Below are 18,563 nucleotides of genomic sequence, written 5' to 3' on the forward strand. Positions count from 1 at the left end.
GGAGGGGACGATGAACAATCTCGCACTCTCCCTGCTTGGCGTCGCCGACAAGGCAACGGTCATGAGCACGAGGCCCCTGTCTTTTGCTAGGCGCGGCGCGCGCTGGCTGATGGCGGCCGGTATCGCGGTCGCCATGGTGCCTGCACTGCCGGCACTTGCCGAAGACACGGCTCCGGCCAGGACCGTCCAGGCCGCCGGCCCGGATATGGAATTCAAGCTCGACAATCCGCACATCATCAATCCGGAGGCCGGACGGGCCGTGCCGTTCTTCACCAAGACCGGCGGCCAGCGAAGCTGCGACTATGTCTTCTACACGTTGAGCTTCGGCCTGCGCGGCGCCCCGCAAGCCTTCTCCAGTCCGGGGCTGTCGGCTTCGCTGCAGAGGGCCCGGCTCGACTTCAAGGACCAGCTCCCGCATGGCTTGCAGATCGTCGACATGCAGGTCTCCGGTGACGGCACCGATGCGTCGGGCGGACCTCTGCCTGGCGCCGTCATCAGCAATTCGGCCGGCCCCAACGACACGGCAACGGTTTCGGATTTCCGGATTTCCGCTTCCGATCTCGACGGCTCGGGCGCACCGGGCGAACGCGTCATCACTTTCCGCATCACCGCCCGGATCGACCACGCGGCGTTCCCCGCGCCGGCGACGGTCGACAATCAGGGCCTGATCAAAGTCACCGTCGGCACCGGCACGGGAACCATCATTCCCTCACAGGATCCGGGCAAGCCGGACGACGGCAATTTTCTCACCGGCGAAAAGACCTCGATCCGGATCGACCTGACCAAGTGCAATCCGCCGCCACCGCCGCCTCCGGGCAAGGAATGCTTCAAGGTGGAGCGCAGCACGGTCGACTGCGTGCCCGGCGGCGGCGCGTTCATCTACCATATGCCTGTCGGTCCCGAGATGGGCGGCAGGTGGGTGCAGCTTTCGACCGCCACGCCAGGCATCACCATCGTCCCCGACACACAGAAGGTGCCGGCCGGCGGCGGTGTGCTGAACTGGAAGATCGTCGGCGCCTCGCCCGGCGACGTCATCCACCTCGTCGTCACCGGCATCGAGACCTATGCCGGGCCGAAAGAGGGTTGGGGGCTGTGCTGCACGCAAACCATCGACATCGTCATCCCGCGCGACCAGAGATGTCCGCCCAAGGACAGGGAACCGGACCTGAAGGTCGAGAAACGCGCCGATGTCACGCGCTGCACGATGGGCGGCGGCTGCGACTTCAGCATCCGGGTCACCAATGTCGGCGACGCGCCCTATAACGGCAAGATCGTGCTTGACGAGGTGACGTTGCCGGCCGGCTCGACGCTCGATTCAGGGCCAAATCCGCCCTGGATCTGTGTGCCCGGCGCCACCCCGATGACGTGCACCCATCCGGTGACCACGCTCAATCCGGGGGCTTTCATCGACCTGGAGCTCGGCTTCAAGCCGGCTGGCGGCTGGCAAGGCAGCAGCTTGCGCAACTGTGCCGCCTATAACTATGCCGCCGCCGGCAAGCCGCTGTTCGGCAGCCAGGCCAACGACCGTGGCTGCGCCTCGATCCCGATCTGCCGGCGTGGCGATCGCGATCGCGACTGCCGGCCGCCGGTCGAGAAGAAGGCCGACCTGATCCTGAAAAAGCGTGCGCGCGCGGAAGCCTGCACCGCCGATGGCGTGTGCAGCTTCGTCATCGACATCATCAACAACGGCACCTCGACCTATAACGGGCCGCTGACCGTGATCGACACCTATCCCGGGGGCGCGCCGGCCTCCTCGACCTTTGGCCCGAGCCCACCCTGGACATGCGGTCCGAACGGCCCCGGCCAGTTCCGTTGCGACAATGCCGGCATCTCGCTGCCGCCGGGCGCTTTGACGGCGATCGTCGTCAAGGCGGTGGTGCCGGCCGGCTACCGGTCGGACACGGTCGAGAATTGCGCCGAGGTGAAACCGATCCCCGGCGAAACCGACCTCACCAATAACCGGGCCTGCGCCAAGCAACGCATCCCTCGTCCCAATGGCGGCCAGCCTGTCCTGCGTATCACCAAGACATGCGGCGGTTCGCTGGCGGGTGCCGCTTTCGTCTCCTGCCGCATCACCGTCAGCAATGCCGGCACGGCTGCCCCCACCGGTCCGGTGCGGGTCAACGATGCCGCCACTTTGGTGTCGGGCGGCGCGCCCGTCCAGATCCAGACCGTCACATCAGACGGCGCGGAATGGGCATGCGGGCCGGTTCCGGCCGACACGCTGGCGTGCCAGATTCCAGGCGCCGTCATGACACCCGGAACCAGCAGGCACTTCGACGTGACGGTTTCGGCCAACGGCGAGTTCGAGAATTGCGCGCGAGGCTCCTACGACCCGGCGCAGGGCGAGGACGTCGTCCATCCGGTCGGCCGGGCCTGCGCCAAGGGCGGCGGGGTCTCGTCCATCCGCGTCGAGAAGACCGGCGACCGCGAGTGCCGGCTCGGAGAACCCTGCTCGTTCGAGATCACCATCACCAACGACGGCCCGGCGGAATTTTCCGGCCCTGTCCGCATCGGCGATGCGATCGGCGTCGAAGGCCTCGGCCGGCTGGAAGGCGTCGCGATCACCTCGATCGAGCCGCCCTTCGGCTGCTCGCCGGAACCGGCGGCCTTGCCTGCGTCCTGCATCGCAGACCTGACGCTTGGCGCTGGCGAAAGCCGCGTCCACCACGTCACCGTGGTCATCCCCGACGACGGCCGCCTGGCCAATCTGCAAGGCAGCGTCAACGGCCAGAACTGCGTCGGCGTGCTCTCTCCCGACACGCGGGTGCAGGGCGGCGGAGATGTGCTTTCCCGCGACCAGGCCAATACCCAGGGCAATCGCGACAAGGCCTATGCCTGCCATCCCTTCGCCATCAGGCATGAGACGAAGAAGGAATGCTCGGCAGGCTTCGTCATGAACGACGCCGGCCGGTGCGTCTGCCCGCAAGGCACCACCTATCGCAACGGCCAGTGCTCGTCCGGCGGCGTCATCATCCCGCCGAAGGAGCCAAAGCGTTGCGTGCTGCTCAAGGGCCAGTTCCGCACAGAGGACGGACGCTGCGTCTGTCCGCGCGGGACCGAGTTGGAGAATGGCGCCTGCGTTACGATATCCAGGCCGGGCTGCACGATACCGGGCTCGGTGCCGACATCGAACGGCCATGGCTGCACCTGTCCCAGGGGCACGCATCTCGACCGGGATGCCAACGCCTGCGTGCGCGACAGGCCGAAGCCCGAGCAATGCACCATCCGTGGCCAGGTCCACGGCGCGGAAGGCGAATGCGTCTGCCCACGAGGGACCGAACTGCGCAAGGGAGCCTGCCGGGCTCTCCAGCCGGAGCCTGAGCAATGCACCATCCGCGGCCAGGTCCACGACGCCAATGGCGACTGCGTCTGCCCGAGGGGGACCGAGCTGCGCAATGGAGTGTGCCGGCGCAAGCAGCCCGATGTGGAGCAGTGCGACATTCGCGGCCAGATCCACAACAAGCGCGGCGAGTGTGTCTGTCCGCGTGGAACCCAGGTGATCGACGGCGCATGCCGCCGGTCCAGGCAAGAGAGCGAATGCGCGCCGGGCTCGCAAATGGTCAACGGCCAGTGCCAGCCGATCTTCAGGCGGCGTTGCCCGGAAGGCATGATCGGCCGTTATCCAAACTGCAGGCCGGTGCGCGGGCAGCCCTCGCTGGAACTCAACCCGGGACTGCTGCTGCAGCAGGTTCTGCCACGGCGCAGGCCGCAGTCCGAACAGCAGCAGGATACGGCTCCAAACAGAATCCTGAATCTCCAGCAGCAGTAACCATCGCCTGAAGGGACATCGGAAACCCCGCCGGAGCAATCCGGCGGGGTTCTTCGTGGCCGGGCAGGCTGAAGCTGCAACACGAAGAGGACGCCGCACTACCCCAGCTGTGGAACCGCCAAGCTCGCACCCTCGACAAGTCAGCGGCTGCGCTTTAGGCAGTGATCAGATGAAAAAGGCGCTCGGAAAGGCCCCGTCATCATGACGAAAAAAACCTTGATCGCACCTTCGGTGCTGGCTTCGGACTTTTCGAAGCTGGGCGACGAGGTCGAGGCCGTCGCGGCAGCCGGCGCCGACTGGATCCATCTCGATGTGATGGACGGCCATTTCGTCCCCAACATCACCTTCGGTCCGCCGGTGATCAAGGCGATCCGCGATCGCACCAAGGCTTTCTTCGACTGCCACTTGATGATTGCGCCGGCCGATCCCTACCTGGCAGCCTTCGCCGAGGCCGGTTGCGACGGCATGACGGTGCATGCCGAGGCCGGGCCGCATCTCGACCGCTCGTTGCAGACGATCAGGAATCTCGGCAAGAAGGCCGGCGTTTCGCTCAATCCGGCAACGCCGGAAAGTGCGATCGAATACGTGCTCGACAGGCTCGACCTGATCCTGATCATGACCGTCAACCCGGGTTTCGGGGGCCAGGCCTTCATTCCGGCAATCGTCGATAAGGTGAGGCGGGTCAAGGCGCTGATCGGCGGCCGGCCGATCCGCATCGAGATCGACGGCGGCGTGTCGCCCGAAACCGCGCCGCTGGTGACCGCCGCCGGCGCCGATGTGCTAGTGGCCGGCGCCGCCATCTTCAAGGGCGGCAGCGTGGAAGCCTACCGGGCTAATATCGAGGCGATCAGGACGGCGGCCGACAAGGCAGCCGGCTAAAAGCACCGCACAGGGAGCCTATGGGCCGGAGGCCACGATACCCACGGGTCAATCCTGGGGACCTGCACTGCGCGCTTCGCTGCGGCTGGCCCCGCGACAAAAGCGATGGGCAGGATAAAAGGCCCGATTCGGTCCCCACTGTTCGGTGTCTTTTGCGCGCGACGGAAAAGAGGTTCGCGCGGGCGCACGGAAGAACAAGTGATCCTGCATATAAAACACGTTAAATTTCCGCCGATTGTAGCCGAACATGATTTCGTTCGACCGGATATAGGATCGTGCATATTTCTTTGTTCTAAAGTACAATGACGCGATCTCCCGCTTGAGCGCGTCGAAGCGTGCGCGGTAGGGTACGTGTACGGAAAGGGAACTGTTTCTCGGACTCGAATTGCCCAGGACAAGATTTGGGGACAAGGAGCCGATCTTGACATACGCAGCTGCCAATCTGAATGACGACGGCACAGGCTCGAAGAGTACGCTCGCCAGCACTGTCTATCATCAACTCCGTGCCGATCTTCTGCGGGGCGCCTTTGAAACCGAGAGCAAGCTGCGGGTTGAGTGGGTTGTTTCCAAATATGGCGCCGGCGCTTCCCCGGTTCGTGAGGCTCTCAATCGCCTGGCTTCGGAAGGGCTTCTCGGTCGGCATGACCAGCGAGGCTTCTTCATCATGCCGGTCAGCGCGGCAGAGCTCGAGGAATTGACACGTACCCGTTGCTGGCTCGAGGAACGGGCGCTTCGCGAATCCATCGCCCACCGCACCGCCGAATGGGAAGAACAGCTGGTTCTGGCGTTGCATCGGTTGGGGCGCACCTCACGTCTCATGCCAACGGATCTGTCGTCGCTCAATCCGGACTGGGAGAGACTGCACCGCACTTTCCACCGTGCGCTGATCTCGGCCTGCCGGTCGCGATGGCTGGTGGGGTTTTGCGACCAGCTTTCCGATCACGCCTACCGCTACCGGCGAATGGCCAGTAACGGCGAAGGCGTCCAGCGCGACGATTTTGCAGAGCACCGCCTGATCGCGGAAAATGCGCTGGACGGTAATGCCGACGCCGCGGTCGAAGCCCTGCTCAATCACTATCGCCTGACGGCAGCCATGTGCATGGAGCGCTTCAAGCAGGTCGAAGCATCAGAGCCGGCCAGCGCCAGGGCCGAGCGCACCCCACGGTAGCGCCGCATCGCGCCTCAAGCCTTTGCCCCCCACCGCCGAGGCCTTCCGCTTTTCGCCGGCGACATGATCATGGCGGCCGCGTGGAGCAGCCCTTGCGGGCTTGACGGGTCGGCAAGAACCACCAACAGTCTGGCGCCGTGCAAGCGGCCGAACCGGAAGACAGGCCCGGCTCCGTCGGATGCATGCCTTTGGCCGCCAGACGCAGGAAGACCTCATGAGCAATCATCTGTTCGACATTTTCCGGTCCCGGATGCCGAAGCCCGGACGCCTGTTGATGCGGACGGATGACGGCCGCGTGCTGACCTATGGCGACATGCTGGCGCGCTCGGCGCAACTGGCGCATGCGCTTTTGCAACTTGGCGTCGAGCCCGGCGACCGGGTCGCGGTGCAGGTCGAGAAGAGCCCGGAAGCTATGCTGTTGTACCTCGCCTGCCTGCGCGCCGGCGCCGTCTTCCTGCCGCTCAACACCGCCTATACGCTGGCCGAACTCGCCTATTTCTTCGGCGACGCCGAGCCCCGGCTGGTCGTCTGCGATCCGGCACGGGTAGCCGACATCGACGCCCTGGCGCAAAAATGCGGAGCTCTTGCCGTCACCCTCGACGGCAAGGGCGAAGGATCGCTGGCGGACCAGGCGTCGCGGCAATCGCCCGACTTCCACGACGTCGCGCGCGGTCCCGACGATCTTGCGGCGATCCTCTACACGTCGGGAACGACCGGCCGCTCGAAAGGCGCCATGCTCAGCCACGAGAACCTCGCCTCGAATGCGCGCGTGCTGGTCGACTATTGGCGCTTCACATCGGACGATGTGCTGATCCACGCACTGCCCATCTTCCACACCCATGGGCTGTTCGTCGCCACCAACGTCATCCTGATGGCCGGCGCCTCGATGCTGTTCGAGCAGAAATTCGACGCAGGGCGCATCGTCGCGCTCTTGCCGGACGCCACGGCGCTGATGGGCGTGCCGACCTTCTATGTCCGGCTCTTGCAGCAGGACGGGTTGACCCGCGAGGCGGCAAGAAACATCCGCCTGTTCGTTTCCGGCTCCGCGCCGCTGCTGGCCGAGACGCACAGGGCCTGGCGCGAGCGCACAGGCCACGCCATTCTCGAGCGCTACGGCATGACCGAGACCAACATGAACACCTCGAACCCCTATGATGGCGAGCGCCGCGCCGGCACCGTCGGCTTTCCCTTGCCCGGCGTGTCGTTGCGCATCGCCGACCCTGACACTGGCAGGCCGCTTGCCCAAAGCGAGGTCGGCATGATCGAGGTCAAGGGGCCGAATGTCTTCTCCGGCTACTGGCGCATGCCGGAAAAGACCAAAGCGGAATTCCGCGCCGACGGCTTCTTCATCACAGGCGATCTCGGCATGATCGACCCCGACGGTTATGTCCACATCGTCGGCCGCGGCAAGGACCTGATCATCTCGGGCGGCTACAACATCTATCCCAAGGAGCTCGAGAGCGAGATCGACGCGCTTGACGGCGTCCTGGAAAGTGCCGTCATCGGCGTTGCCCATCCCGATTTCGGCGAAGGCGTAACGGCCGTCGTGGTTCGCTTGCCGGCTTCGACCGTCACCGCTGCTGAGATACTCAATGCCATTGCCGCGCGCGTAGCGAAATACAAGCATCCCAAGCGCGTGGTCTTCGTCGACGAATTGCCGCGCAACACCATGGGCAAGGTGCAGAAGAACCTGCTGCGCGATACCTACAAGGACCTTTTTTCCATAAGCAGTCCCGCCAGCTAAGTCGATCCAGGCAAGGATACCTCATCCCGCTTGTTTGGACGGGAGGCATCGCGACAGTTTCGTGCGGTCGCCTGGGCACTATCGGGGGAACAAGAGACCGACGACATGCTCGGCCAGCGCCAGGCTTGCCGTCAGGCCCGGGCTCTCTATGCCGAACAGGTTGACGATCCGGCCCGCGCCGTGGTCGGCCGGCCCCTGCATCATGAAGTCGGCCGCCGGCTGGTTCGGGCCCGACAGTTTCGGCCTGATCCCGGCATAGGCCGGCAGCAGGGCGCCGTCCCTCAGATCCGGCCAATAGCGCCGGATCTCGTCATAGAAGACCGTGCTGCGGCCGGGATCGACCGTATAGTCCGCCTGGCCGATCCATTCGACGTCGGGGCCGAAGCGCGCGCTGCCGCCGAGGTCGAGGGTCAGGTGCACGCCCAGGCCGCCATTGACCGGCACTGGATAGATCAGCCGCGAGAATGGCGAGCGGTCCGAAAGCGAAAAGTAGTTGCCGCGCGCCAGCCAGAGCGGCGGCACGAGCTCTGGCGGGAACCCTTCGATGCTACCGGCCAGCGCCTGCGCGTCGAGCCCTGCGGCATTTACGAAAGCGCCGGCTTTCAACGCGAACGTCTCGCCGTCGCCATCGCGCGTGGTGATACGAATCCCGTCGGCCTCGACCGTCGCCGCTGCGACGGCGGTCAGGAAGGCGAACGACGCACCGGCCGCCTCCGCGTCGCCGCGCAGCGACAGCATCAGCCCCCGGCTGTCGACGATGCCCGTCGACGGCGACAGCAGCGCCCCGGCGCAGCTCAGCGCCGGTTCGAGGCTTTCTGCTTGCGCGGCGGTCAGCAAATCGAGGTCGTCGACGCCGCATTGTTCCGCATTGGCCCGGATTGCATTGAGCCGAGGCAGCTGGCCCGGTTCGACGGCGACGATCAGCTTGCCGGTGCGTCGATGGCCGATGCCGCGCTCGCGGCAATAGGTATAGAGCCGTTCGCGTCCTTCGACGCAGAAACGCGCCTTCAGGCTTCCGGGCGCGTAATAGAGCCCGGCATGAACGACTTCCGAATTGCGCGAACTGGTGACGGTGCCGATCGAAGCGGCCTTTTCGACCACCAGCACTTCGCGGCCCGACAGGGCGAGCGCCCTGGCGATGGCGAGCCCGACGACGCCGGCTCCGGCGACGACGCAATCGACGTCAGGCATTGCCGGCTTTCACCGTTGCCCGCCGGCGCTGGTCGAAAAAACCTTGTCGCCGCCGATCCAGACCCTTTTGATGTCGAGATCGTCCGAAAGCGCAACGATGTCGGCGGCGGTGCCCTTGGCGAAGCGGCCGAGCCGGTGCGACTGGCCGACCGCCTGCGCCGGATAAAGAGAGGCCATGCGCAAGGCCTCGGAAAGCTCCACGCCCACACTGCGGTGAGTGAAGCGCACAGCCGAGATCATGTCGAGATCCGCGCCGGCCAGCGTTCCATCGGCAAGCCGCAGGCTGCCGTTCTTGCGGTAGATGGTGCGGCCGTTGAGCGTGAAGGAGGTCATGTCGGTGCCGATCGTCGCCATGGCGTCGGTGACCAGCACGATCCTGCCCGGCCCCTCTTTGGCCCGCAGCGCTATTGCGATGGTGGCGGGATCGACATGGATGCCGTCGGCGATCAGTCCCGCGGACAGGCCGCCGATGTCGATGGCGGCGCCCGCCAGTCCCGGCTCCCGGTTGCCGATCTGGCTCATGGCGTTGAACAGATGCGTGACCACGCTGGCGCCGGCCTCGCTGAATGCTTTGGCCGTGGCGTAGCCGCTGTCGGAATGGCCGAGGCTGACGATGATGCCGGCCTTGGCCAAGGCCGTCACGCGGGTCGCCTCGACGGATTCGGGCGCGATCGTGGTGAGCAGCACCGGGAGCTTGGCTCTCGCCGCGATCAGCATCGCCTCGTCCTTGTCCGTCATCGGCCGGATCAGCGCCGGGTCATGCGCGCCCTTGCGGGCGATCGAGAGATGTGGACCTTCCAGATGCAGTCCGAGGAACCCCGGCACTTTCCGCAGTGCCGACGCCTCGCCGGCGGCAATCGCCGCGGCGGTGATATCAGCTGTATCGGTGATCAGCGTCGGCAGCAGCGCCGTGGTGCCGAACGGCGCATGCGCCCGGCAGATGGTCTCGATCGAGGCGACATCGGGATGATCGTTGAGCATGACGCCGCCGCCGCCATTGACCTGGATATCGACGAAGCCCGGCGTCAGCATGCCGCCGCCGGTGTCGACGCGGCGCATATCCGCGGCAAGCGCGCCGGTGGGCAGGATGGCCTCGACCAGACCGTCGCGCACGACGAGGGCATGACCGTCATGCCAGTCGTCGCCGTCGAAGATACGGGCGCCAGTCAGGGCGAAACGGTCGCTCATACGGTCTCCGTCACCTTGCGAAGGTTGCGCGGCGTGTCCGGATCGAGGCCGCGGTGGCGCGCAAGGGCCTCGACGAACACGTAGAAGGAGACGATCAGCGTCAGCGGATCGGTCAGTGGATGGCCGGTGGCGACATGCAGCAGGCGTGTGGCCTTGTTCGCCAGCATCGAGGTGACGAAGACCGGCGCCCCCTTGGCCGCCAGGCTGTCGGCGGCTTCGGCCACGGACGGTTCGGATGCGTCGCGCGCGGCCAGGGCCAGCACCGGAAAATCGGGGCCGATCAGCGCCAGCGGGCCATGCATGACTTCGGCAGCACTGTAGGCCTCGGCATGCATGCCGCAGGTTTCCTTGAATTTCAGCGCCGCTTCGTTAGCCATCGCCGCGGATGGGCCGCGGCCGAGGATGAACAGCGACTTCTGCTTTTCGATCGTTTCGACGAGCACGCTCATCCAGTCGCAGGCGATCGCCTTGCCGAAATGCTCGGGCAAGCGGGCAAGCGCCTTGAGAAGCGCTTCGTCGCCGGTGGAATGCGCCATCAGAGCAAGGCCGGCGACGGCGGAATTGACGAAGGTCTTGGTCGCCGCGACGCTGCGCTCGGGCCCGGCCAGGATGTCGATCGCATGGTCCGAGGCGCGCGCCAGCGGTGAATCGGCGGTGTTGGTGACGGCGATGGTCAGCGCGCCACCTGCCCGTGCGGTTTCGGCCATGGCGACGATGTCGGGGCTCTTGCCCGACTGCGAGATGGCCAGGCACGCGGAGCCGCCGAGCCTGAGCTTGCGGCCATAGATCGAAGCGATGGAAGGGCCGACCGAAGCCACCGCAAGACCGGCGGTGAGTTCGACCGCGTACTTCATAAAAGTAGCGGCATGGTCGGACGAGCCGCGCGCCACGGTGACGACGAAATGCGGGTCGCGCTCGCGAATGCCGCGGCCGGCTTCGGAAAGTACGGCACCGGAACCGTCGAGCAGGCGGGCGACGGCTTGCGGGATCTCCTCGATCTCGCGCCGCATATGGGTCGGCTCCGTCGATTTGTTCGGCTCGGTCGTCATGGTCGGCCCTCTTCGCTCGGCCCTGTCAGCCGCAGTTCGGCGACGAAATCATAAGCGTCGCCCCTGTAGATGGAGCGGGTGAACTCGATCACCTTGCCGCTCGCCAGATAGGAAATACGCTCGATGTGCAGGCCGGCAATGCCCGGCGGCACTTCGAGCAGGCGCGCGTCGCCGTCGCCGAGATTGGCGGCCGAGATGCGCTGCACCGCGCGCACCGGCCTGTTGCCGGTCAATTCCAGGGCTGCGTAGAGCGAGGAGCCAATTCCAGCGGGGTCCGGCAGCACGCTGGCCGACAGCGAGGCGCGCTCGATCGCCAGCGGCGTGTCGTTGGCTATGCGCAGGCGCGCCACGCGCGCCACCAATTCGTTCGACGACAGGCCAAGCACCATCATCTCGTCGGGCGAGGGCGCGTAAAGGCCGCGGTCGAGCCAGGCCGAGCGCACAACCATGCCGCGCCGCGCCATGTCCTCGGTGAAGGAGGTCAGCCGCGACAGCGACTGCTCGACCCGCTCCATGCGCGGCGCCACGAAGGTGCCGGAGCCGTGGCGCTGGACCAGGATGCCGCCCTTGACGAGGTCCTGCACCGCCTTACGCACGGTGACACGCGAAATATCGGCCTTGATGGCGATGTCGCGCTCGGAAGGCAGCGCGTCGCCGGGCCCGATCAGGCCGCGATTGACGGCATCCTCAATGCTTTTGCGCAGTTGCAGGTAGAGCGGCGCACCGCTTTGCGAGGACTGTTTCAGCGCGGCGAAGATCTGGTCGGCGGCGTCGCTCATCGAGCCGCTCCCCTCGGCGCGAACAGGCGGACCGCCATCTGCACGGCGCCGCCGAGCGCATCGTCGAGCGGCTCCCGAAGCAGCGCCCGGTAGCGTGCCGACAGGCGCGGCGCGTAGAGCGGCGCCAGCCCGCCGAGCAGGCAGAGCGGCGCGTCGTCCGCCAACTCCAGCGCGCCGAGCGAGGCCTCGACATCGGCGACTGCCTTGTCGAGGATCCAGTTGGCGACCGCGTCGCCTTTTTCGGCATGTTCGAACACTTTGGGGGCGAAGCCGCCGAAATCGCCGGGCTTGGCATTGGTGGTGAATTCGACCACATCCTCCGGATTGTCGCGGAACACGGCCATCATGCTATCGGTCAGCGCCGAACGCGCGCGCACGCCATCATGGGCAAGCAGGGTCTGTTCGAGCAGGTCGCGGCCGATGCGGGCGCCGCTGCCCTGGTCGCCGACCTGGAAGCCCCAGCCGCCGATGGCACGCGACTTGCCGTTCTTGCGCGCCATGTAGGCGGTGCCGGTGCCGAGGATCGCCATGGCGCCGTCGCCGGAACCGACCGCGCCTTCCAGCGCGATTTCGGCATCGGTTTCGACGCGGCTGGTGCTGAACGGCAGGATCGCCTCGAGCTGCTGCCGGTAGGTGCCGACATTGGCGCCGGCGAGGCCGAGAATGGCCGGTGTTTGCGGGATCAGGTCCGGATCCTGGCCAGCCGCGACAAAGGCTTGCCGCGCCGCCTCGACGATGTTCGACCGGGCGCCGGTCAGGTCGGTGCGGATGTTGGCGGCGCCGCTTTTGGCGCGGCCGAGCACCGTGCCGTCCGCCATTGCCAGGGCCGCCCTGCAGCTGGTGCCGCCGCCATCGATGCCAAGCACGAATTTCACGTGATTTCTCCTCCAGGCCGATAATACCAATAAAATACCAATAGCCAAGGGTTAATTTCCGCTGCAAAAAGATTAGAGCCGTTTTATTGAAAAACTTGGTCATTTACCCGCGCCAGCGATTTCGAGACCGCGAATTCGTTAATGCGTGTGGACAAGTGGTATTTTTTGGTATTGTTTCCGAATTGGAGGAATTGGGATGGCCGAAACGCGCACCGAAGCGCTGCACAGGAACGCCGAGGGGCTGGATATCCAGGCTCCCGAAGCCATCCTTGCTTCGCTGGCCGATGCGCAGGTCGAGGCGGCGAAGACCGTGCGCAACGCCATTCCCTTCATCGCCAAAGCGGCCGAGATCATCGCCGGCAGCCTGAAGGGCGGCGGCAAGCTCGCCTATGCCGCGGCCGGCAGCTCCGGCCTGATGGCGCTTGCCGATGCGCTGGAACTGCCTGGCACCTTCGGCATTCAGCGCGACCGCATCGCCATCCTGATCGCCGGCGGCGATGAGGCCTTCAGAACGCTGGCCGGCGGCCCCGAAGACGACACCGGGGAGGCCGCGACGGCGGTCGCCAACGCCGGCATCGGCAAGGGCGACTGCCTGATCGCAATCTCGGCCAGTGGCACGACGCCCTATGCGCTGCGGGCGATCGAGGAAGCCGCCCGTCGCGGTGCGGCCACCATCGGCATCGCCAACAACCGGGACTCGGCTCTGCTGCGTCTGTCTGGAACCGCCATCCTGCTCGAAACGCCGCCGGAAGTGATCGCCGGCTCGACGCGCATGGGCGCCGGCACGGCCCAGAAGATCGCCCTCAACATGCTGTCGACGCTCGCCGCTATCCATCTCGGCCATGTCCATGACGGCTACATGGTCAATCTCATGGCCGACAACAGCAAGCTGCGCGACCGCGCGGCGCGGATCGTCGCGGCCATCAGCGGCGGCAGCCGCGACGACGCGGCCCGTTTGCTCGAAAAGAGCGGCGGTGCGGTCAAGACCGCCATTCTGCTTGCCGCCGGCGCCGACAGCGCCGACACGGCGCAGAAGATACTGGAAGAGGCCGGCCAGAAGCTGCGGCCGGCCCTTTCCGCGCTGGGGCATGATCCCGAAAAGTGGAGACCGCTTCTCGGAAAAGATCATGCTCGAACAAAGAAATAGAGCCTGTTTCATCCCGGTGTCCATCGGGGTGAAGCAGGCTTGCGAGGGGAGCAAGGGGCGCAACGCCTCTGTTCTCATCAAAACCGAACCTGAAAAAGGTCAACAGGGAGACTGAGCATGACAACGAAACTACTGACGGCACTGCTTCTGGGCACCAGCATTCTCGGCTCCGCCGGGGTGGCTTACGCCGAGGACGTAACGCTCAACATCGAAAGCTGGCGCGGCGACGACCTTGCCATCTGGAAGGACAAGCTGATCCCGGCTTTCGAAGCCAAGAACCCCGGCATCAAGGTGGTGTTCGCGCCCTCGGCGCCGACCGAATATGACGCGGCTCTCGGCGCCAAGCTCGCCGCCGGTTCGGCGGGCGACCTGATCACCTGCCGCCCGTTCGACAAGTCGCTCGAGCTGTTCAAGAAGGGCAATCTCGCCGACCTCTCCTCGCTGCCCGGCATGGACAACTTCTCGCCGGTGGCCAAGTCCGCCTGGCAGACCGACGACGGCAAGGCGACCTTCTGCGTGCCGATGGCGTCCGTCATCCATGGCTTCATCTACAACAAGGACGCCTTCGACAAGCTCGGCATCAAGGTGCCGGCGACCCGCGATGAGTTCTTCGCCGCGCTCGACAAGATCAAGGCCGACGGCACTTACATCCCGATGGCGATGGGCACCAAGGATCTCTGGGAAGCCGCGACCATGGGCTACCAGAACATCGGCCCCAACTACTGGAAGGGCGAGGAAGGCCGCGCGGCCCTCATCAAGGGCGAGCAGAAGCTGACCGACAAGGACTGGGTCGCGCCCTATGAGGAACTGGCCAAGTGGAAGCCCTATCTCGGCGACGGCTTCGAGGCGCAGACCTATCCGGACAGCCAGAACCTGTTCACGCTCGGCCGCGCCGCCATCTACCCGGCCGGCTCGTGGGAAATCGGCCTGTTCAACACCCAGGCCCAGTTCAAGATGGGTGCCTTCCCGCCGCCGGTCGAGAAGGCCGGCGATACCTGCTACATCTCCGACCATACCGATATCGGCATGGGCCTGAATGCGGGCTCCAAGCATGCGGATGCGGCCAAGACCTTCTTGTCCTGGGTGGCCTCGCCGGATTTCGCCACCATCTACGCCAACGCGCTGCCGGGCTTCTTCAGCCTGAACTCCTCGCCGGTGAAGATGGAAGACCCGCTGGCGCAGGAGTTCGTCTCCTGGCGCGGCAAGTGCAAGTCGACGATCCGCTCGACCTACCAGATCCTGTCGCGCGGCACGCCGAACCTCGAGAACGAGACCTGGGTCGAATCGGCCAATGTCATCAACGGCACCGATACGCCGGAAGCCGCTGCCAAGAAGCTGCAGGACGGCCTCGACAGCTGGTACAAGCCCGCCAAGTAAGGCTCGGGCAATGAACTGGGCCGTTCCAAGTGGACGGCCCAGCGTTTTTCGATAGCATCGACTGCGAAGGACGGCGCCGCCCCTTATCCGCCTGCCGGCACCTTCTCCCCGTACAGTGACGGTGAGAAAGGGAGTTGCCGCAACGCTGGCGACCTCCTCTCTCCGTTCTTCACCGGGAGAGGGTAAGGATGAGGGGCACCGCTGTTGTCGAAAGCATTTTCCCAGACCTGATCGGTGGGGACCGAACTCATGGCCGCAGATATCAGACCGAAAAGACCGTTCCGCTGGCATATCGCCGTCTTCCTGGCGCCGGCGGTGCTCGTCTATACGGCGATCATGATTCTGCCGCTCGCCGGCACTTTGCAGCTGTCGCTGTTCCGCAACATCGAGCAATCCCAGGTCTTCGTCGGGCTGGCAAACTTCCGCACCCTGTTCGGCGATCCCAACTGGTCGGTGAATTTCTGGAATGCGCTGCGCAACAATGTCTGGTTCTTCATCATCCACATGCTGGTGCAGAACCCGATCGGCGTACTGTTGGCCGCACTTCTGTCCAGCCCCAGGCTGCGCTTTTCGGCCTTCTACCGCACGGCGATTTTCGTGCCGACCATCCTGTCCTTCGTCATCGTCGGCTTCGCCTGGAAGCTGATCCTGTCGCCGCTATGGGGCGTGGCACCGCATATGATGGATCTGGTCGGCCTCAAAAGCCTGTTCACGCCGTGGCTAGGCAAGGAGCAGTATGCGCTGACCGCGCTTAGCCTGGTCTCGGTGTGGCAGTTCGTCGGCATCCCCATGATGCTGATCTACGCCGCGCTGCTGTCGATCCCCGACGAGGTGATCGAGGCGGCCGAATGCGATGGCATCACCGGTCTGTCGCAGTTCTGGAAGATCAAGCTGCCGCTGATCCTGCCCTCGATCGGTATCATCTCGATCCTGACCTTCGTCGGCAATTTCAACGCCTTCGACCTGATCTACACCGCGCAGGGCGCGCTCGCCGGGCCGAATTATTCGACCGACATTCTCGGCACCTTCCTCTACCGCGCATTCTTCGGCTTCCAGCTGCAGGTCGGCGACCCTAACATGGGCGCGACCATCGCCACGATCATGTTCCTGATCATCCTCGGCGGTGTCTGCGTCTACCTCTTCCTCATCCAGACGCGCCTGCGTCGATATCAGTTTTAGGGGGCGATATGTCGAGCTTGAGCACCCCCCTCTGTCCTGCCGGACATCTCCCCCGCAAGGGGGAGATCAGCTGTTGTCACGGCCTTCGCCAGCCACCAGCGATGCAGGAGATGTGTCGGCGCCAAAGCTGCCAATCTCCCCCTTTCGGGGGAGATGGCCGGCAGGCCAGAGGGGGTGGCTGGGTGCTGTTCCTCGGCAAAGTAGCTCCTCAGGAGACCATCCAATGAGCACCGCCACCCGTTCGCTGCCCCGCACGATCGGCGCCCATGCGATCCTCCTGACCTACACGGCGATTGCGCTGTTCCCGGTGATCCTGGTCATCATGAATTCGTTCAAATCCCGCGCCGGCATATTCGGCGCGCCGCTGACACCGCCGACGCCAAAGACCTTCGACCTGATCGGCTATACCACGGTGATCGGCCAGGGCGATTTCATCCACTATTTCCAGAACAGCCTCGTCGTCACCGTCGCCTCGCTGTTCTTCGTGCTGCTGTTCGGCGCCATGGCGGCATTCGCCCTGTCGGAATACCGTTTTCGCGGCAATACGCTGATGGGCCTCTATCTGGCGCTGGGCATCATGATCCCGATCCGGCTGGCCACCGTCGCCATCCTGCAATTGATGGTGGCGAGCGGGCTGGTCAACACGCTGACGGCGCTGATCCTGGTCTACACCGCGCAAAGCCTGCCGCTGGCCGTCTTCATTCTGTCGGAATTCATGAAGCAGGTGTCGGACGACCTGAAGAACGCCGGCCGCATCGACGGCCTGTCGGAATACACCATCTTCTTCCGGCTGGTGCTGCCGCTGGTGCGGCCATCGATGGCGACAGTCGCCGTCTTCACCATGATCCCGATCTGGAACGATCTGTGGTTCCCGCTGATCCTGGCGCCGTCGGAAGAGACCAAGACTGTGACCCTCGGCGCGCAGCTCTTCCTCGGCCAGTTCGTCACCAACTGGAACGCCATCCTGGCCGCGCTCTCGCTGGCGATCATGCCGGTGCTGATCCTCTACGTCATCTTCTCGCGGCAGTTGATCCGCGGCATCACGTCAGGAGCCGTCAAGTGAATTCGCAATCGCCCCTTCGCGTCGTCGTCGCCGGCCTCGGCAATATGGGCCGCAGCCATGCGCTCGCCTATCACACCAATCCGGGCTTCGAGATCGCCGCGTTGATCAACCGCTCCGACGTGCCGCTGCCGGATGAGCTGTCGGGCTACGGCATCAGGCGCTCCTTCGACGATGCGCTGCGCGACGAAAAGCCCGATGTCGCCTGCATAGCCACTTATTCCGACAGCCACGCCGGCTATGCGGTGAGGGCGTTCGAGGCCGGCTGCCATGTCTTCGTCGAAAAGCCCCTGGCGACGACGGTGGCCGACGCCAGGCGCGTCGTCGCGGCCGCCAAGGCCAATGGCAGGAAACTGGTGATCGGCTACATACTGCGCCACCACCCGTCCTGGATCAGGCTGATCGCCGAGGCGCGCAAGCTCGGCGGCCCTTATGTCTTCCGCATGAACCTCAACCAGCAGTCCTCTGGCCATACCTGGGAGACGCACAAGCAGTTGATGCGCACGACCTCGCCGATCGTTGACTGCGGCGTGCATTATCTCGACGTCATGCTGCAGATCACCGACGCCAGACCGGTCGAGGTGCGCGGCATGGGCGTGCGGCTGACCGACGAGGTCGCGCCCACGATGTACAATTACGGCCACCTCCAGGTGCTGTTCGATGATGGCTCGGTCGGCTGGTACGAGGCCGGCTGGGGACCGATGATTTCGGAAACCGCTTTCTTCGTGAAGGATGTCATCTCGCCGAAGGGCTGCGTGTCGATTGTCATGAAGGAAGGCGTGAAGTCCGACGACATCGACACCCACACCAAGACCTCGACCATCCGCCTGCACAGTGCGGAAATCGGCGCGGACGGCACGTTCGCCAAGCCGGACGAGATGCTGTCGATGGCGGGTGAACCCGGCCACCAGGATCTCTGCGATCTCGAACAAGCTTTTGTCCTCAAGGCGATCCGCGAGGATATCGATCTCACCCGCCATATGGACGACGCCGTGAAATCGCTCGCCGTCTGCCTTGCCGCCGACGAGAGCGTGCGCAGCGGGAAGGCGGTGCGATTGTGAAAAGGGAGCTAGCGGCAGGGGTTGCGCTCTACGGCGCCCCCTCTGGCCTGCCGGCCATCTCCCAATCAAGGAGAGAGATCAGCTGTCGGCATGG

At 65.0% G+C, this 18,563-nt stretch carries 14 protein-coding genes; 9 read left to right on the forward strand and 5 right to left on the reverse strand.

The features are described 5' to 3' along the window. The first annotated feature begins 10 nt into the window (after positions 1 to 10). The 4 genes from ACIU1A_RS28585 (at position 11) to ACIU1A_RS28600 (ending at position 7,563) form a co-directional block, all read left to right on the forward strand. Positions 11 to 3,772, forward strand: coding sequence for a hypothetical protein (locus ACIU1A_RS28585; RefSeq protein WP_404925838.1), 3,762 nt, complete (start codon positions 11 to 13; stop codon positions 3,770 to 3,772). A gap of 201 nt (positions 3,773 to 3,973) precedes the next feature. Continuing rightward, positions 3,974 to 4,651, forward strand: coding sequence for a ribulose-phosphate 3-epimerase (gene rpe, locus ACIU1A_RS28590; RefSeq protein ID WP_404925839.1), 678 nt, complete (start codon positions 3,974 to 3,976; stop codon positions 4,649 to 4,651). Between the two features lie 421 nt (positions 4,652 to 5,072). Beyond that, a complete protein-coding gene (locus ACIU1A_RS28595; protein WP_140493447.1) occupies positions 5,073 to 5,819 on the forward strand; it encodes a GntR family transcriptional regulator in 747 nt (248 codons plus the stop codon). 214 nt (positions 5,820 to 6,033) lie between these two features. Further along, positions 6,034 to 7,563 carry a malonate--CoA ligase gene (locus ACIU1A_RS28600; RefSeq protein WP_404925840.1) on the forward strand — a complete coding sequence of 510 codons (1,530 nt, stop codon included), beginning with the start codon at positions 6,034 to 6,036 and terminating at the stop codon, positions 7,561 to 7,563. A 78-nt stretch (positions 7,564 to 7,641) separates the two neighbouring features. Here ACIU1A_RS28600 and ACIU1A_RS28605 read toward each other — a convergent pair whose 3' ends face one another. The 5 genes from ACIU1A_RS28605 to ACIU1A_RS28625 are packed head-to-tail and all read right to left on the reverse strand — an operon-like array spanning position 7,642 to position 12,645. Beyond that, complete coding sequence (locus ACIU1A_RS28605; protein WP_404925841.1) at positions 7,642 to 8,754, reverse strand: NAD(P)/FAD-dependent oxidoreductase; 1,113 nt, start codon at positions 8,752 to 8,754, stop codon at positions 7,642 to 7,644. A 9-nt stretch (positions 8,755 to 8,763) separates the two neighbouring features. After that, complete coding sequence (gene nagA / locus ACIU1A_RS28610) at positions 8,764 to 9,942, reverse strand: N-acetylglucosamine-6-phosphate deacetylase (RefSeq protein ID WP_404925842.1); 1,179 nt, start codon at positions 9,940 to 9,942, stop codon at positions 8,764 to 8,766. After that, complete coding sequence (locus tag ACIU1A_RS28615) at positions 9,939 to 10,991, reverse strand: SIS domain-containing protein (RefSeq protein WP_404925843.1); 1,053 nt, start codon at positions 10,989 to 10,991, stop codon at positions 9,939 to 9,941. Before ACIU1A_RS28615 ends, nagA begins: the two co-directional genes overlap by 4 nt. Beyond that, positions 10,988 to 11,770, reverse strand: coding sequence for a GntR family transcriptional regulator (locus ACIU1A_RS28620; protein ID WP_140491609.1), 783 nt, complete (start codon positions 11,768 to 11,770; stop codon positions 10,988 to 10,990). The genes ACIU1A_RS28615 and ACIU1A_RS28620 overlap by 4 nt, the downstream gene beginning before the upstream one ends. Continuing rightward, the gene (locus ACIU1A_RS28625) at positions 11,767 to 12,645 is read right to left on the reverse strand and encodes an N-acetylglucosamine kinase (RefSeq protein ID WP_140625256.1); all 879 of its coding nucleotides are present in this window, start codon (positions 12,643 to 12,645) and stop codon (positions 11,767 to 11,769) included. The genes ACIU1A_RS28620 and ACIU1A_RS28625 overlap by 4 nt, the downstream gene beginning before the upstream one ends. Before the next feature lie 196 nt (positions 12,646 to 12,841). Here ACIU1A_RS28625 and ACIU1A_RS28630 point away from each other — a divergent pair, with 196 nt between their 5' ends. The 5 genes from ACIU1A_RS28630 (at position 12,842) to ACIU1A_RS28650 (ending at position 18,469) form a co-directional block, all read left to right on the forward strand. Then, positions 12,842 to 13,792, forward strand: coding sequence for an N-acetylmuramic acid 6-phosphate etherase (locus ACIU1A_RS28630; protein ID WP_404925844.1), 951 nt, complete (start codon positions 12,842 to 12,844; stop codon positions 13,790 to 13,792). Between the two features lie 117 nt (positions 13,793 to 13,909). Next, complete coding sequence (locus ACIU1A_RS28635; RefSeq protein WP_404925845.1) at positions 13,910 to 15,169, forward strand: ABC transporter substrate-binding protein; 1,260 nt, start codon at positions 13,910 to 13,912, stop codon at positions 15,167 to 15,169. 249 nt (positions 15,170 to 15,418) lie between these two features. Further along, complete coding sequence (locus ACIU1A_RS28640; protein ID WP_404925846.1) at positions 15,419 to 16,348, forward strand: carbohydrate ABC transporter permease; 930 nt, start codon at positions 15,419 to 15,421, stop codon at positions 16,346 to 16,348. 223 nt (positions 16,349 to 16,571) lie between these two features. After that, positions 16,572 to 17,411: a carbohydrate ABC transporter permease gene (locus ACIU1A_RS28645; protein WP_404925847.1), complete on the forward strand. Its 840-nt coding sequence runs from the start codon at positions 16,572 to 16,574 to the stop codon at positions 17,409 to 17,411. Beyond that, complete coding sequence (locus tag ACIU1A_RS28650) at positions 17,408 to 18,469, forward strand: Gfo/Idh/MocA family protein (RefSeq protein WP_404925848.1); 1,062 nt, start codon at positions 17,408 to 17,410, stop codon at positions 18,467 to 18,469. The genes ACIU1A_RS28645 and ACIU1A_RS28650 overlap by 4 nt, the downstream gene beginning before the upstream one ends. The last annotated feature ends 94 nt before the right edge of the window (positions 18,470 to 18,563 follow it).

This window comes from Mesorhizobium maamorense (assembly GCF_044998965.1).
GTDB lineage: Bacteria > Pseudomonadota > Alphaproteobacteria > Rhizobiales > Rhizobiaceae > Mesorhizobium.

Excerpts from the sequence above, each read along its gene's own strand:
- ACIU1A_RS28600 (WP_404925840.1), top strand. The coding sequence starts at position 6,034 with ATGAGCAATCATCTGTTCGACATTTTCCGGTCCCGGATGCCGAAGCCC.
- rpe (WP_404925839.1), top strand. The coding sequence starts at position 3,974 with ATGACGAAAAAAACCTTGATCGCACCTTCGGTGCTGGCTTCGGACTTT.
- ACIU1A_RS28585 (WP_404925838.1), top strand. The coding sequence starts at position 11 with ATGAACAATCTCGCACTCTCCCTGCTTGGCGTCGCCGACAAGGCAACG.
- ACIU1A_RS28615 (WP_404925843.1), bottom strand. The coding sequence starts at position 10,991 with ATGACGACCGAGCCGAACAAATCGACGGAGCCGACCCATATGCGGCGC.
- nagA (WP_404925842.1), bottom strand. The coding sequence starts at position 9,942 with ATGAGCGACCGTTTCGCCCTGACTGGCGCCCGTATCTTCGACGGCGAC.
- ACIU1A_RS28605 (WP_404925841.1), bottom strand. The coding sequence starts at position 8,754 with ATGCCTGACGTCGATTGCGTCGTCGCCGGAGCCGGCGTCGTCGGGCTC.
- ACIU1A_RS28635 (WP_404925845.1), top strand. The coding sequence starts at position 13,910 with ATGACAACGAAACTACTGACGGCACTGCTTCTGGGCACCAGCATTCTC.
- ACIU1A_RS28640 (WP_404925846.1), top strand. The coding sequence starts at position 15,419 with ATGGCCGCAGATATCAGACCGAAAAGACCGTTCCGCTGGCATATCGCC.
- ACIU1A_RS28645 (WP_404925847.1), top strand. The coding sequence starts at position 16,572 with ATGAGCACCGCCACCCGTTCGCTGCCCCGCACGATCGGCGCCCATGCG.
- ACIU1A_RS28630 (WP_404925844.1), top strand. The coding sequence starts at position 12,842 with ATGGCCGAAACGCGCACCGAAGCGCTGCACAGGAACGCCGAGGGGCTG.
- ACIU1A_RS28620 (WP_140491609.1), bottom strand. The coding sequence starts at position 11,770 with ATGAGCGACGCCGCCGACCAGATCTTCGCCGCGCTGAAACAGTCCTCG.